Here is a 14,813-nt window from a genome sequence, read left to right as displayed (position 1 = left end):
ATTCACCAGCGATCGAGGTGCAGCACTTCGTCGAGCGGCCGGCGCGGCGCGGGCCTGAACGTGTCCCCGGTGTAGTAGGCGGTGGGGAGGAGCACGCCCTGGCGTACGTCGGCGGGTATGCCGAGCAACCCGGCGATCTCACTCTCGTACGCCAGGTGCAGGGTCGTCCAGGCCGTGCCGAGCCCGCGGGCGCGGGCGGCCAGCATGTAGCTCCACGCGGCCGGCAGCAGCGACCCCCACAGGCCCGCCTGGTTGCCCTCGGGCAGCCCGCCGCCGGGCAGCGTGATGCAGCCGATCACCAGCACGGGCACGTCGCCCATGTGCTCGCCGAGATGGACGGAGCTGCCGGCCACGCGTCGCTGCGTGGCGGCCCGTTCCGGGTCGTACTGGAACAGCGACCCGGCGGAGGCCCCCGACTCGTAGTAGGCGCGGAAGGAGCGGCCGTAGTAGTCGCCGATCTGTTTCCGTAGCTCCGGGTCGGTGACCACGATCCAGTGCCAGCCCTGACGGTTTCCGCCGGTCGGGGCCTGGAGGGCGATCTCCAGGCACTCGCGGACGAGGTCCAGGGGGACGGGCCGGGTCAGGTCGAGGCGCTTGCGGACGCTGCGGGTGGTGGTGAGCAGCTCATCGGGCGTCATGCCGCCCATCATGTCAACGTCACCGGGTGATCCAAAGGGCCCGTTAAGCCGGCTGGTTGGCGTGTGCCTGCTCAACTCGATCAGGGATTGTAGGGGTCTGTCAGGGGCAAGGGGGTGCGGGCAGCATCCAAGGCGGCTTGGGGGAAGTTGGGTCCGGCCGTGTAGAACCGGGCACGGGTGCGACCGATCGGGGTCAGGATTTCGGCTGAGACGAGGTCGCGCAAGTCCCGCTGAGCTTGCTGGAGGCTGAGGCCCTCGGCTCGTTCATATCGGCTGCGGCGGACGCGGCCGGACATGGCCACATCGTGCAGAGCGGTGACGATGCGCTCGTCCATGCCTCGCCGCTCCGCGATGTCGCCGAGCAGCGTCCACACACGGGTGGAGCGGTCAAGACGGTTCTTCACGGTCTGCGCCTGCTGATGATAGGCGGTGAGGTTGAAACGGACCCAGTCCGAGACGTCTTGATCTGGCCGGTACGTGGAGCCGCGCCGGGCGAGCGCGGCGTAGTACTCCCAGGTGTTGCCCGGCCGCCCAAGCCACGCCTCGATGGAGGAGAACTCGGGTGCGAGCACTCCGTTCCTGGCGATCACCAGTGTTTGGAGGGAGCGGGACATACGCCCGTTGCCGTCTGCCCATGGGTGGATGGAGACCAGATGGAGGTGGGCCATAGCGGCCCTGATGAGCAAGTGAGAGCCGTCGTCGGTATTGAGCCAGCCGGACAATTCCCGCATCAGCGCGGGGACGTCCTCCGCGTCCGGGGCCGTGTAGGCCGCAATGATGGGGTCACGCGCGTCGGTGACGTAGACAGGCCCTCGGCGCCACTGTCCCGCAGGCTTGCGCTGCGTGTGCCTGTGCCCCCAGAGCATCCAATGCAGAGCGTTCAGGAACCCCGTGCTGTAGCAGAAGTCCTCTACATCATGGAGCGTCTGGATGTAGGTCATCATCCGCTGGTAGGCGAGGGTTTCCTCGCGGTTCTCATCGGAGACGTCCACGTCTCGCTCACCCTCGAGGAGATCTTCCACATCGATCGTGGACACCTTGAAGCCCTCGATCGAGTTGGAGGCGGCGACGGCGTCGGCCGTAAGGAACTTACGCAGCCCTTCGGTCCGCTTACTCGGCGTGGACTGCAGTTGGTGGCGGAGTATTTGCCGAGCCACCTCGATCTCTTCGAGAACTCTCCGGTCGGCGTCGGTGAGCGCGGGAGTCGGGAACAGCATGACGCAATCATTGCGTTCATGCGTCCCGTCCCGCCGTGAGCCTCGACGACGGGACGGGACGAGGGCCGGGGATCAGCTGTGGCCGAGTACCCGCATGGCGGGCAGGGCGCGGTCGAAGTAGTCGAACAAGGCCTGGTTCTCCCACCCGTTGCCGGACGACGGGTCGGCCGGGTCCCAGCCGTTGCCCTTGACGCCGGTCCAGGTGGCCTCCCAGGTGAACAGGCCGAGGCCCAGGCCGTTCGGCACCTGGCGGACGATGTCGGCGACCTTGGCCAGCATCGCGGCCTGGCCCTGCGGGGTGGCCTGGTAGCCGGGGTACGGCTCCGGCGACAGGATGATGTTCTCCCAGCCGTCGTCGTCGGCCGTGGTGAACGGGTAGGCGGTCTCGACCACGACGACGGGCTTGCCGTACCGGGTGGCCACGTCGTTGATGTTGGCCTGGAACGCCTCCAGCGTGCCGTGCCAGTACGCGTAGTACGACAACCCGATCACGTCGTACCGGATGCCGTTGGCGTTCGCGTTGTCGAACCACCACCGGTAGAGGCCGTTGTCGCCGCCGTTGGCCAGGTGCAGCACGACCTTCGTCGAGGCGGACACGGCCTTGACCGCGTCGTAGCCGGCGTTCAGCAGGGCGGCCGTGTTGGCCCAGGTGGAGTTGGAGCCGTCCGGCCAGAGCAGGCCGCCGTTGATCTCGTTGCCGACCTGGACCATGTCGGCCGTGGTGCCCTGGCGGCGCAGCGCGTCGAGGACGTCGTAGGTGTGGTCGTACAGCGCCTGCTTGAGCTGATCGAACGGGAGCGCCTGCCAGGCGGCGGGCTTGAACTGCTTGCCCGGGTCGGCCCAGGTGTCGGAGTAGTGGAAGTCGACCAGCAGCTTCATGCCCTGTGCCTTGGCGCGCTTGGCGATGGCGAGCACCTGGGTCTTGGTGTTGTAGCCGTCGGCGGGGTTCACCCAGACCTTGAGCCTGATGTAGTTGAGCCCTGCCTGGGACAGGATGCGGACTGCGTCGCCGGGGCGGCCGCGGGCGTCGCGGTAGACGCCGCCGTAGGCCTCGGACTTGGCGAGGCTCGAGATGTCGGCGCCCCTGATCTGCAGGCGGGCCCCGGCCTGCGCCGGTTGCGGCACGACGACGAGGGCGGCGGCTAACAGCAGTGCGGTCAGGATGCGTTTCATCAGGATTCTCCCTGGGGTTGGGGGGATTCCACGACGACGGTGACCGCGCCGGGCGCGACGGTGACCGGCCCGTCGTGGCGTACGCCGTCGAACACGCTCGTGCCGGTCACCCCCTCGACCGTCACCGGCTCGTCGCCGTGGTTGATCAGGAAGACGTGCCGGCCCCGGCGGACCAGCTCGAGGGTGTCGGGCAGGCCGCGCGGGCGGGAGACGCCCGCGTGGTCGAGCACCTGGGCGAGCAGGTCGCGCAGGCCGGTTACGGGCGCGGTGGCGAGGTACCAGGCGGTGCCGGCGCCGAGGTCGTGGCTGGTGACGGCGGGGTGGCCCGCGTCGGGGCCGGCGGCGAAGTCCCGTACAGAGGCCGCGCCGGCCGGACGGACGCGCTCCGACCAGATGCGGGCGGTGTCCCCGCCGGTCAGAGTCACGGTCTCGCCTGCGCGCAGGGGGTGGAACTCCTCGATGGACAGGCCGAGCAGCTCGCGCAGCGCGCCGGGGTGGGCGCCGGGGTGGATGGTGTCGTGTTCGTCGACGATGCCGGAGAAGTACGACACGAGCAGGTTGCCGCCGGCCTCGACGTACCGGTGGAGGTTCTTGGCGGAGGCCTCGGTGAGCAGGTACGAGCTCGGCGCCACCACGACCCGATATCCCGAAATATCAGCGGAAGGGTGGACGAAGTCCACCGTGACGTGCTCCCGCCACAACGCCTCATAGAAGGCGTCCACCCGCTCCCGGAACGTCAGGTCGACCGACGGCCGCCAGTCCAGCTCCAGCGCCCAGTACGACTCCCAGTCCCAGACGATCGCCACGTCGGCCCGCACCAGGCTCCCCTGCAGATCGGCGAGCTTGCGCAGGTCGGCGCCCAGCCGCACCACCTCGCGCCACTGCTCGGAGTCGGTGCCGGCGTGCGGGACGAGGCCGGAGTGGAACTTCTCGGCCCCGAACCGGGAGGCCCTGAACTGGAAGAACAGCACGCTGTCAGAGCCACGCGCCACGTGCGCCAGGCTGTTGCGGCGCATCTCCCCCGGCCGCTTGGCGATGTTGCGCGGCTGCCAGTTGACCGCGCCGGCCGAGTGCTCCATCAGCATCCACGGCGCACCGCCCGCCACCGAGCGGGCCAGGTCGGCGGACATGGCCAGGTCGATGTGGTTGTCGGGCCGCTCGGCGGCGAGGTAGTGGTCGTTGGCGATCACGTCGAGCTCGCGGGCCCACTGCCACAGATCGGTGGACTTGCAGTTGACGGTGCCGGCGAAGTTCGTGGTCACCGGGATGCCCGGGGTGAGCTCGCGCAGGATGTCGCGCTGGAGCGCGTAGTGCTCGCGGTGCTGGCCGTCGCTGAAGCGGGCGTAGTCGAGGCGCTGGGCCGGGTTGACGACCGTGTGGTTGAAACGGGGGGCGTCGATCTGCGACCAGTCGGTGTAGGTCTGGCCCCAGAAGGTGGCGCCCCAGGCGTCGTTCAAAGCCGAAATATCCTGATATGTCATACGAAGCCACTCGCGCCAGGCCGCCACGCTGTGCTCGCAGTAACACTCGCCGAGCGGCGCGCCGTACTCGTTGTGCACGTGCCACATGACCACGGCGGGGTGGCCGCGGTAGTGCTCGCCCAGCGCGCGCACCAGCCGCGCGGTCGCCTCACGGAAGGCCGGGGCGCTGGAGCAGGCGCTCTGCCGCCCCCCGAACCCGATCCGCGTGCCCTCCTTGGTCACCGGCAGCACGTCGGGGTGCGCGGCGACGAACCAGGCGGGCGGGGCGGCCGTCGGCGTCGCCAGGTCGACCGCGACCCCGGCGGCGTGCAGCCGGTCGATGACCTCGTCCAGCCAGCCGAACTCGAAGCGTCCCTCGGCCGGCTCCATCAGCGCCCACGAGAACATGCCCAGGCTGACCAGGTTGACCCCGGCCTCGCGCATCAGGGCCACGTCCTCTTCGAGGACCTCGCGCGGCCACTGCTCTGGGTTGTAGTCCCCGCCGTAGGCGATGCCAGCAGGACGCTCCGGATACATCCATCCCCCTCGAGAAGCTTCTGTGAACGTGCACAGTATGCCCGACCTGCCCTTGAGGGAACAGTGAATCCGAATTTTCCTGCTCGCCCTGGAGGTTAACGAGACTGTAACGACCCCTTGACGGGTATTTCCGGACTGTTCCACTCTGTGCACGTTCACAGAACCCCCTACGGAGGTACGCAATGCGCGCCAACCGCCTTGGAGCAGCCCTGGCCGTCGCCCTCACGGCCACCCTCGCGAGCTGCGGGTCGGGCGAGCCCGCTCAAAGCACCGAGGCGGCGCAGAGCCCCACGGCCGCCGCCCAGGGACCGGTCAAGCTCGTCTACTGGACCTGGGCCCCCAACATGGACAAGATCGTCGACGTCTGGAACAAGGCGCACCCGGACATCCAGGTGACGGTCAGCAAGCAGGCCGGCGGGGACGACGCGGCCGCCAAGTACCTGACCGCGAGCAAGGCCGGCAACCCGCCGGACCTGGTGCAGGCCGAGTACCAGCACCTGCCGTCGTTCATCGCCGCCGACGCGGTGGCCGACCTCAAGGCCGAGACCGCCGCGGTCAAGGGCGAGTTCTCCGAGGGCCTGTGGAACCTGGTCACGCTCGGCACGGAGGGCGTGTACGGCATCCCGCAGGACAGCGGCCCCATGATGCTCTTCTACCGCCAGGACCTGTTCGACAAGTACGGCATCGCGGTGCCGAAGACCTGGCAGGAGTACGCCGACGCGGCCCGCACGGTGCGCAAGAAGGACCCGAAGGCCTACCTCGGCACGTTCTCCAGCAAGGACCCGGGAGCGTTCACAGGCCTCGCCCAGCAGGCCGGCGCGCAATGGTGGTCGATCAGCGGCGAGTCGTGGAAGGTCAACATCGCCGACGAGCCCACCAAGAAGGTCGCCGACTACTGGGACGGCCTGGTCAAGGAGGGCGCCATCGACGACATGCCGTTCTTCACCCCCGAGTGGAACAAGGCGCTCAACGACGGCAAACTGCTGAGCTGGCCGTCGGCGGTGTGGGCGCCGGGCGTCCTGTCGACCAACGCGCCCAAGGCCAAGGGCAAGTGGGCCATCGCGCCGCTGCCGCAGTGGAACGCCGGTGAGAGCTTCAGCGGCTTCTGGGGCGGCTCCTCCGTGGCCGTGTCGGCCAAGACACCGAACAAGGCGGCCGCTGCGCAGTTCGCTACCTGGCTCAACACCGACCCGGCCGCCCTGGAGCTGCTGGTCAAGGAGGCCGCGATCTACCCGGCTTCGACCAAGGCCCAGTCGGCGCTCGGCGAGGCCCCCGAATACTTCTCCAACCAGCCCGACTTCTGGCAGCAGGCCGCCACCGTGTCCGCCGGGGCACGCGGGTTCACCTTCGGGCCGAACGTCGGCGTGACGTACAACTCCTTCAAGGACGCCTTCGACAAGGCGCTGCAGAGCAAGTCGCCGTTCTCCGCCGCCATTCAGACCATGCAGGACGCCACGGTCGCCGACATGCGCAAGTCCGGCTTCCAGATCGCGTCATGAAGCGTTCGGCCCCTTACGTCTTCCTGACCCCGGCGATCGTCCTGTTCACCCTCTTCCTGGCCGTGCCCATCGGCTACACCGTCTACCTGGCGATGCTCAGGACCAAGGTGTCGGGGCTCGGCCTGGGGAAGGGCTCGCGGCGGGAGGTGTTCGTCGGGTTCGACAACTTCGCCGCCGCCCTGTCCGACGCGGAGCTGTGGAACGGGTGGCTGCGGGTGCTCGGCTACGGCGCGCTGGTGCTGGTCGTGATGCTCGGCCTGGCGCTGCTGTTCGCGTTGCTGCTGGACTCGGCGCGGGTGCGGCTGGCGCGGTTCTCCCGGATCGCGATCTTCCTGCCGTACGCCGTGCCGGGGGTGGCGGCCACTCTGCTGTGGGGGTTCCTCTACCTGCCCTCGCTCAGCCCGATCAGGGAGATCCTGGACGTCGACTTCCTCGGCGCCACCACCGTCACGTACTCCATGGCGAACGTGGCGGTGTGGGGCGGGGTCGGCTTCAACATGCTCGTGCTCTACACAACGCTCCGGGCGATCCCGCGCGACCTGTACGAGGCCGCGCGGCTCGACGGCGCCTCCGAGTTCCAGATCGCGATCCGCGTCAAGATCCCGATCCTGGTCCCCGCGATCATCCTGACCACCGTGTTCTCGATCATCGCCACGATCCAGGTGTTCACCGAACCGACGACCCTGCGGCCGCTGACCAACACGATCAGCTCCACGTGGAGCCCGCTCATGAAGGTCTACCGCGACGCGTTCGTCACCGGCGACCTGTACTCGGCCGCCGCCACGTCGATCGTCATCGCGGCGATCTCACTCGTCCTGTCGTTCGGGTTCCTGCGCGTGGTCCGCAACCGCGCCTTCGGGGAGGGCTGATGACCGCTGTCTCGCATCGCAGGCCGCGCGGCAAGGCGGCGTTCGGCGGCCTGGCGCCGACGGCGCTGCTGCTGATCGGCGCGATCTACTGCCTGTTCCCGGTGCTCTGGGTGCTGATCGCGGCCACCAAGTCGCCGGCCGAGCTCTTCAGCACCGGGACGCTGGCCTTCGGCACCGGCTTCTTCGACAACGTGACACAGCTGTTCGCCTACCGCGACGGGGTGTTCTGGTTGTGGGCGGCCAACACACTCATCTACGCGGGCGGCGGCGCACTGCTGTCCACCGCGGTCTCGGCCGTGTCGGGCTACGCCCTGGCCAAGTACCGCTTCCCCGGCAGGAACCTCATCTTCAACCTGCTCATCGGCGGCATCCTGGTGCCGGCCGTGGTGCTGGCGATCCCGCAGTACCTGCTGTTCTCCAAGATCGGCCTGGCCGACAGCTACTGGGCGGTCCTGCTGCCGCAGATCCTGCACCCGTACAGCATCTACCTGGCCCGCATCTACGCCGCCGCGGCCATCCCGGACTCGCTGCTGGAGGCCGGGCGCATCGACGGAGCCAGTGAGGGGCGCCTGATGTGGCGGGTGGCGATCCCGCTGATGGTGCCCGGCATGGTGACGATCTTCCTGTTCCAGTTCGTGGCGATCTGGAACAACTTCCTGCTGCCGTTCATCATGCTCGGCGACGACGGCAAGTTCCCGCTCACGGTCGGGTTGTTCACGTTGCTGCAGTCGGGGGCGAACCAGCCGTCGCTGTACAACCTCATCCTGACCGGGGCGTTCCTATCGCTGGTCCCCTTGATCGCGCTCTTCCTCACGATGCAGCGATACTGGAGGACCGACTTGTCCTCCGGAGCGGTGAAATAATGAAGCGCCCCACGATCCACGATGTCGCCGCCGCCGCGGGCGTGTCCCGCGGCACGGTGTCCCGCCTGCTCAACGGGGACAAGTACGTGAGCCCGGCAGCACGCGTGGCCATCGAGCGGGCCATCTCGGAGACCGGCTACGTGGTCAACCGGGCTGCCCGCAGCCTAGTGACGCAGCGGACCGGGTCGGTGGCGATGGTGTTGTCGGAGCCGCACCAGAAGCTCTTCGAGGACCCCAACTACAGCACGCTCATCCGCGTGGCCATCAGGATGCTGGCCGAGCGGGACATGTCGCTGGTGATGATGCTGGCCGGCGACGAGGGCGACCGCGAGCGGGTGGTCCGCTACGTGCGCGGCGGCCACGCCGACGGCGTGCTGCTCGTCTCGACACACGCCGGCGACCCCCTGGTCGAGGCGCTCACCTCCGGGCCACCCGCCGTCTCCTGTGGCGCCGTCATCGGCCACGAGAACGTCATCCCGTACGCGGCCGCCGACGAGCGGCTCGGCGCCCGCCAGATGACGGAGTATTTCGTCAGCCAGGGCCGCAAACGCATCGCCATGATCACCGGCCCGATGGACACCCCCGGCGGCATCCAGCGCCTCGAGGGCTTCGCCGAGGTGCTCGGCCGCAAGGCGACCACGAAGCTGATCGCGCACGGCGACTGGACGCAGGCCAGCGGCGAGCGGGCGATGGCCGAGCTCCTGGACAGGGCGCCCGACATCGACGCGGTCTTCGTGGCCTCGGACCTGATGGCGTCCGGAGCGCTGGCCACGCTGCGGGCGGCAGGGCGGCGGGTGCCGGACGACGTGGCGGTGGGCGGTTTCGACGACTCGTCGGTGGCGCTCTCGACACATCCGCCGCTGACCACGATCAGGCAGCCGCTGGCGGAAATGGCACAGGAGACCATCCGGCTGCTCTTCGCTCTGCTGGACGGGGCGAAACACGTCGACCCGGTGATACTGCCGACCGAATTGGTGGTCAGAGAATCGGCCTGACCTTAATGGGGCCTGTGTGACGCATTCCCGAAAAACGCCGATTTTCCGGGAATGGCGAAGTAAGATCACACAAATCCCCATTAACCCATGAGGAGCCGGCCGTGGGCGACCGCGAGCACGAGCACGAGCGCGCACCGCAGGGCATCGACACGACCAAGCCCAGCGTGGCTCGTGTGTACGACTTCATGCTCGGCGGCAAGGACAATTACCAGATCGACCGCCAGGTGGCGCGCCGGGCGCTGGAGGTGGCCCCGGACGCGCCCGAGGCGGCCAGAGCCAACCGGGAGTTCCTCGCCCGCGTGGTCCGCTACCTGGCGGGCGAGGCCGGCATCCGCCAGTTCCTGGACCTCGGCTCCGGCCTCCCGACCCAGGGCAACGTCCACGAGATCGCCCAGTCCGTCACCACCCGCGCGCACGTCGTCTATGTGGACCACGACCCGATCGTGCTGGTGCACGGCCGCGCACTGCTGGCCGTGGACGACACCACCACGGTGGTGGAGGCGGACCTCAGGGAGCCGGAGGCGATCCTCAGCCATCCCGAGGTGACGCGGCTCATCGATTTCACCGAACCGGTGGCCCTGCTGATGTTCGCCATCCTGCACCACCTGGCCGACGATGAGGATCCGGGCGGGATCACCGCGCGCATCATGGACCGCCTGGCCCCGGGCAGCTACCTGGCCGTGTCCCATTTCCACAATCCGGGCGAGGCGCTTCCCGAGGTGTCCCAGCAGGCGTACTCGGCCGAGAAGATCTTCAACGAGTCGCTGGGGACAGGGCGGTGGCGTGCGCGCGAGGAGATCCTCGCGTACTTCGATGGGCTGGAGTTGATGGAGCCGGGACTGGTGCCGCTGCCCGAGTGGCGACCGGAAGCCGAGGACCGGGCCGAGCCCGGGATCACGTACCACACGTTCGTGGGGGCGGTGGCCCGCAAGCCGCGCTGATGATCAGAAGCCGCCGTCCATGCGGCGATCTGCGACCACGGCGCGGTGCGTGTCTCCGCGCCGGTCGGGCGTCCATCGCCATAGAGATGCGCCGCCCGCTGATCGATGTCATGAAGATCCAGCACCTCCATCGCAGGGGGTAGTCCAGAACGAGATTGTCCCTCGCCAGATGAGGCAACTGCTGGGTCCGGGCAATGAGCTCGTCGGCGATCTGCCCGAACTTGCGCGAAATCTTCATGTCGGCAGTGACGTTTCCCATTCCATATAGGAAATTCAGCCCACAGCGGCGTAATACGAAACCGCGGATTTACATGCTACGCATGTCTTCGATACGGTGATCCGCGTGCCGCCATGCCTTGACCCACGTCTTCGTATTACGCTCTGGCCGGGGGTGCCATTACCTCCACCCACCCTGCGGCCCTGGCAGACCGTGACCCTCGAGGGTGACTGGATTATGTGGCCGCCCAGCCCTCCTTTCGGACAGGCGGGTCACCCTGCCGCCGGACTTCTACATGCGAGAGTTCATGACCCGCTCGGGCGACGATCTGCACGGCTTCGCCGACATGATGCAGCTCTACGGACTGCCCTTTCACCTTGACGGCCATGAGTTCCCTCCCTACTTCAACCTGGAGGACGAGAGCGGCGAATACGACCCACGCAACTCCTACCGCAAGCGGCCCGACTATTGGGACATTACGTTGGTGGGACTCCATCGCGACCTGGTACTCGCTCACCTGGACGCCGGCCAGGCTGCCATCCGGACGTGGCTCGCCCGTTATCCGGGTTCAGCGCGGGCCTAAGGGACCTGTCCGAGCGCCACCCCAGCATCTACGGCGTCATGTTCCTCCAGCTTTACAACCACATGCTGGAGCGGGTGCCAGCGCGGCGGTGCGCCAGCGAGACGTGCGAGAACCTATTCGTGCACCAGCGGGGCCGCAGCGTCCACGGCCAGCACCGTAGCCAAGGAGTGAAGTACTGCTCGACGAATTGCGCTCGAGCCCAGGCCGCCCGGGAACTGCGTCGCCGAAGGCGGGGCGCGAGCTGAGCGCCCGACCGTGCTGCACCTGAACATGGCTGTGCCCCGGCTGCTTGCGACGCAGAGGCACATCCGGGGCTTATGACTAGACCGTACCACCCTTGGTGTTCCCGGGGAAATCCCCTCGATTGAAAGGCGGCCGCGATGCAGCAAGCCGAGGCCAGGCGGCTGGGCGCCCTCCTATCCCCACTCCACCTGGCCGACTACGAGCTGCGCTGCAGTGGCGACGCGATCGCCGCGTTGCCGCTGCACTGTTGGAACACAGAGATCAGCGAGGCATTTTACGGGCCGCTGCAGTACCTGGAGCTCGCCATGCGCAGCGTCATGAACCGCGAACTCGTCGCCCACTTCGGTCGGGACGACTGGTGGGACGCCCCAGGCGCCCAGCTCAACCACGGAGGCCAGCAGCGCATCAGGGAAGTCCGCCTGCAGATCCAGCGCACCGGTTTGGCCGCCGACGCGCATCTGATCTCCGAGGAACTGCCGTTCGGCTTCTACGTGTCCCTGCTCGGCCGCGGCACCGGCTATGACCAGCGGCTGTGGCGGCCTGCTCTGTACCGGGCCTTCCCGGGGTTCCGCGGGCCTCGACGGGACCTCCACCAGAAGCTCGACTACCTGCGCGTGCTTCGCAACAAGATCGCCCACCATGGTCCGATCCACCACCGCCATCTATCCGCCGACCACGACACCATCGTGGAGTGCCTCGGCTACATCGACACAGGCCTGGCCACTGTGGTCAAACGCCACAGCCGAGTCCCCGAGGTTCTCAGCCGACGCCCTTGAACAAGGAGCATGACAGCGCCAGTTCACACCTCCACCGGCATCGCCAGCCTCAGCCGCCCAGTACGACGCTGTTCCCGGAGCAACAACCAGCACAGGGTTGATCACCGCCGAAGCCGCTCCGATCCGGTCGCCCGTCTCGACTGCATCGCCAACGGCTCCCTCAGGGCTGTCTCAGGGACGTCGAACACGCGGTCGGCACGCCATAGACGGCCCTTGACTACGTGTCGGCCGTTCAGGCAGAGATCTGTCGAGAGGATCCGACCGGGAGATCTCATCAAGGCTCGCCGGGTTGACGTGCGCTTGGGCGAGATACACATTCGTCGTGTTCAACGGCACCTGGATCAACATGCCGTTGATCTCGACGGCCACCTTGTCGGCCGGCTGCCAGGCCGCGAAGGCGTCCATGCCAGGAAGGTACGGACGCCAGATTTCGAGGGTCCACGATGTTGCTTGATGTTGCTCGCGGGCCCTCTCAGCACGTCGATTTGATCAGCTCTGTCCGGCCCATGACTGCCACGCCGACGCGAAGAGCGCCCGCGCCTCGGCGCCGTAAACGGCCGACTCGGAAAGCACCTGGAACGCCTTCTCATAGAGCGCGACGTCGCAGGGGGCATAAGCCGCGCCCTCCTCAGCCAAACCTGTGCCCGAGCCGCCACTCCATATTCACTCGTCCCTCGATACGGATACCAAAATATAGCTGCTCGACTTCACGGAATCCGCTTGAAGCGCCTTTTCTGCCCCTGGCTCCAGCCGTGCTCCGAACGAATCCAGATCCTCCAACCGGCCGAGCCTTGCGGTCGTTCCATACCAGCGGCCCTTCTTCAGGAAGACAGTGACGTCATCCTGGCTACTAACGGTCCATCCATGTTGCTGCAGACGGCCGCGCGCCACGCTAAGCGCTTCCGTGAAATCGGAAGCATCAACGTCCAGCACCAAAATCTCCACGCCCTGGACAATTCGCTCATAGACTGGATCCGCACTGGTCCGTGTAACGACGCGACCAACGCTGCTCACTTCATTGATCGCGGCAGGATCGACCTTGATCACTGTCAGATCCCTGGAGAACCACGCACAACCTGAAACTGCAGCCAGCATGCACAGTATCGCTAATAGGCGCCTAGCCATATAGATGATATCTCCCGGACTGCGTCGCGACCGCTAGCCTTACAGGCAGGTAAGAACAAAGCCGCGCTCGACCATTACCAGGTCCGCCTCTACCGGGCCTGGTACCGCTACAGCACACTCGCCATGCTCGCCGTGGTGTCCCTCGCCGTCACCCGTGCCACCCATTCCCCTCCCGATGAACCGCCTAATGACCCCGCCGCCAGCGGCGAGGTGCTCAGGACGGCCTCGGCAAATAACCGGGCCTTGATCAAGCAGTCAAAAAAGTACTGCCATCTATGCGAACTTGTATACATCAATTATGACATGGCCTTCCGTTGTCGGAGTTTTGTCACCAAGCATCCCGCGAAGCTCAGGCGCCTCCTCCAGGTACATTGCATCGAAGGACGCGATGGTCAGATGTACCTCTGGCCATTTATCAGATTTCATCACCACCCTTATTGGCCGGTTTTCAGTTATGATAGACCATTTCTGCGCCTGCAAATTTTTCACGGCTTTATCGAGAGTGTCCGAAGCATTCACGCCGGCAACGTCTATCACAAAGAAGTTTGTGATCTCCGCCCTTCTATTGACATCGCTCTGAACCTTGCTTTCACCTCTCACTACGCCGATTCTGCGCACTTCGTTGAGCACAACGGGATCAACTTGGATTGGCCCACCGAACCACCCACACCCGCCGACAACAAGGGCCACGTAGACGAGACCCATCGCCACTTCGAGACGGCGGGCCCACTTCATCCTCGCGATCCTGGACAGCGAGCCTTGCGCTGATCGAGGCGTCCTTTTAAGGACACCTCCTCTTTTGTAATCTTTCATTGATGCATATCCAGTATTCTTTAATGGACGCAGGGGCTTGGCTGGAAGGCTATTGGGCAAGAGATGGCTTTGCGGAACCCTCGAGCTAGGAGAAAGATCGTGAGTACGGCGTCTTTGTAGCCCTCGCCTTCTCGCCTTGTGTATCGCAGCCATAACTGCCCGGGTCGCGGGCATCGTCGCATCGATTCTGGGCGCTCCCAGCTGGCCGCGTTTGCGTGATAGGAAGACACGGCTCCCGCGAGCGCACGTGACGTCAACATCTTCCCGACCGATACACATCGACCTTAACAATTACAAGGCCTTCCGTCTTGACCGATCCACCCTTGAGTGCCCGCAGGATGCGGGGATGGTCCTCCAGGTGCACTGGATGAAAAGAGGCTACGGTCACGTGTGCATTCCACTTTGTGGATTTCATCGATACCATCGACGGCCGATTCTATCCGAGAGTTTCCCATTGGCGTTTACGGAGAAGATCGACAGCCTTGTCGAGCGCCTCCCCAGCGCTAGCGCCTCCAACATATATTACGAATGCATTAACGGCCTCAACCTCGCGAGCAAGGCCGATTTCACTATCGGCCTCCCCCGCACTGCTCCAATACCCCGTACATCACTGAGCGCGGCAGGGATACGCGATCGATAGAGGGGAAAATCAGCCCGCATCCGGAGATATCGAGAGCCGCTCCGATCAAAGCAATAGCCAGTCTTTGTGCCCGACTAGCTAGGATACGGTCGCGCGGCATCAAAATTCCCGGCATGGAGACGAGCAGACAGAAACTGCCGGTCGGGGAAACCCTCAACCACGCCGACCAGCCCGTGAGTCATCGAGGTCTGCGCTTCCGTGGCTGATCTATCCGCCGGCGATGA

15 protein-coding genes and 1 pseudogene are annotated in these 14,813 nt (G+C 66.2%); 8 read left to right on the top strand and 8 right to left on the bottom strand.

The features are described 5' to 3' along the window. Positions 1 to 2: 2 nt before the first annotated feature. The 4 genes from ACTWQA_RS17380 to ACTWQA_RS17365 form a co-directional block, all read right to left on the bottom strand. Positions 3 to 638, bottom strand: coding sequence for a nitroreductase family protein (locus ACTWQA_RS17380; protein ID WP_443160236.1), 636 nt, complete (start codon positions 636 to 638; stop codon positions 3 to 5). 80 nt (positions 639 to 718) lie between these two features. Then, complete coding sequence (locus tag ACTWQA_RS17375) at positions 719 to 1,855, bottom strand: Fic family protein (RefSeq protein WP_443160235.1); 1,137 nt, start codon at positions 1,853 to 1,855, stop codon at positions 719 to 721. 72 nt (positions 1,856 to 1,927) lie between these two features. After that, the gene (locus ACTWQA_RS17370) at positions 1,928 to 3,028 is read right to left on the bottom strand and encodes a glycoside hydrolase family 53 protein (protein WP_443160234.1); all 1,101 of its coding nucleotides are present in this window, start codon (positions 3,026 to 3,028) and stop codon (positions 1,928 to 1,930) included. Next, complete coding sequence (locus tag ACTWQA_RS17365; protein ID WP_443160233.1) at positions 3,028 to 5,025, bottom strand: beta-galactosidase; 1,998 nt, start codon at positions 5,023 to 5,025, stop codon at positions 3,028 to 3,030. The genes ACTWQA_RS17370 and ACTWQA_RS17365 overlap by 1 nt, the downstream gene beginning before the upstream one ends. Positions 5,026 to 5,207: 182 nt before the next feature. Here ACTWQA_RS17365 and ACTWQA_RS17360 point away from each other — a divergent pair, with 182 nt between their 5' ends. From ACTWQA_RS17360 to ACTWQA_RS17330, 7 genes are all read left to right on the top strand, one after another. Continuing rightward, entirely contained in the window at positions 5,208 to 6,524 is a 1,317-nt protein-coding gene (locus ACTWQA_RS17360; protein WP_305921362.1) for an ABC transporter substrate-binding protein, read from the top strand. Continuing rightward, positions 6,521 to 7,393 (top strand): carbohydrate ABC transporter permease, encoded by an 873-nt coding sequence (locus ACTWQA_RS17355; RefSeq protein ID WP_305921361.1) that lies wholly within the window; start codon positions 6,521 to 6,523, stop codon positions 7,391 to 7,393. The genes ACTWQA_RS17360 and ACTWQA_RS17355 overlap by 4 nt, the downstream gene beginning before the upstream one ends. Further along, positions 7,393 to 8,256, top strand: coding sequence for a carbohydrate ABC transporter permease (locus ACTWQA_RS17350; RefSeq protein ID WP_443160232.1), 864 nt, complete (start codon positions 7,393 to 7,395; stop codon positions 8,254 to 8,256). The genes ACTWQA_RS17355 and ACTWQA_RS17350 overlap by 1 nt, the downstream gene beginning before the upstream one ends. Next, positions 8,256 to 9,251 (top strand): LacI family DNA-binding transcriptional regulator, encoded by a 996-nt coding sequence (locus ACTWQA_RS17345; RefSeq protein ID WP_443160231.1) that lies wholly within the window; start codon positions 8,256 to 8,258, stop codon positions 9,249 to 9,251. The genes ACTWQA_RS17350 and ACTWQA_RS17345 overlap by 1 nt, the downstream gene beginning before the upstream one ends. A 101-nt stretch (positions 9,252 to 9,352) precedes the next feature. Further along, a complete protein-coding gene (locus tag ACTWQA_RS17340) occupies positions 9,353 to 10,192 on the top strand; it encodes an SAM-dependent methyltransferase (protein ID WP_443160230.1) in 840 nt (279 codons plus the stop codon). Between the two features lie 512 nt (positions 10,193 to 10,704). Further along, positions 10,705 to 10,992, top strand: coding sequence for a hypothetical protein (locus ACTWQA_RS17335; protein ID WP_443160229.1), 288 nt, complete (start codon positions 10,705 to 10,707; stop codon positions 10,990 to 10,992). A gap of 380 nt (positions 10,993 to 11,372) precedes the next feature. Then, the gene (locus ACTWQA_RS17330) at positions 11,373 to 12,011 is read left to right on the top strand and encodes a hypothetical protein (protein WP_443160228.1); all 639 of its coding nucleotides are present in this window, start codon (positions 11,373 to 11,375) and stop codon (positions 12,009 to 12,011) included. A 171-nt stretch (positions 12,012 to 12,182) separates the two neighbouring features. Here the strand turns inward: ACTWQA_RS17330 and ACTWQA_RS17325 are convergent, their stop codons facing one another. The 3 genes from ACTWQA_RS17325 to ACTWQA_RS17315 form a co-directional block, all read right to left on the bottom strand. Further along, positions 12,183 to 12,416, bottom strand: coding sequence for a hypothetical protein (locus ACTWQA_RS17325; protein WP_443160227.1), 234 nt, complete (start codon positions 12,414 to 12,416; stop codon positions 12,183 to 12,185). Positions 12,417 to 12,500: 84 nt separating this feature from the next. Further along, complete coding sequence (locus ACTWQA_RS17320) at positions 12,501 to 12,647, bottom strand: hypothetical protein (protein ID WP_443160226.1); 147 nt, start codon at positions 12,645 to 12,647, stop codon at positions 12,501 to 12,503. A 27-nt stretch (positions 12,648 to 12,674) separates the two neighbouring features. Then, on the bottom strand, positions 12,675 to 13,058 hold the full coding sequence (locus ACTWQA_RS17315; RefSeq protein WP_443160225.1) for a hypothetical protein: 384 nt from the start codon (positions 13,056 to 13,058) through the stop codon (positions 12,675 to 12,677). A gap of 120 nt (positions 13,059 to 13,178) precedes the next feature. On the opposite strand from ACTWQA_RS17315, the pseudogene ACTWQA_RS17310 reads away from it, so the two are divergent. Further along, positions 13,179 to 13,322 (top strand): annotated as a pseudogene (locus tag ACTWQA_RS17310) (IS701 family transposase); the annotation flags it as partial. Positions 13,323 to 13,409: 87 nt separating this feature from the next. Here the strand turns inward: ACTWQA_RS17310 and ACTWQA_RS17305 are convergent. After that, positions 13,410 to 13,871 (bottom strand): hypothetical protein, encoded by a 462-nt coding sequence (locus ACTWQA_RS17305; protein ID WP_443160224.1) that lies wholly within the window; start codon positions 13,869 to 13,871, stop codon positions 13,410 to 13,412. Positions 13,872 to 14,813: the final 942 nt, after the last annotated feature.

The sequence above is a fragment of the Nonomuraea sp. 10N515B genome, from assembly GCF_052245915.1.
Lineage (GTDB): Bacteria > Actinomycetota > Actinomycetes > Streptosporangiales > Streptosporangiaceae > Nonomuraea.
Note: the sequence above shows the minus strand (reverse complement) of the source record. Positions and strands in the feature narration are given on the sequence as shown.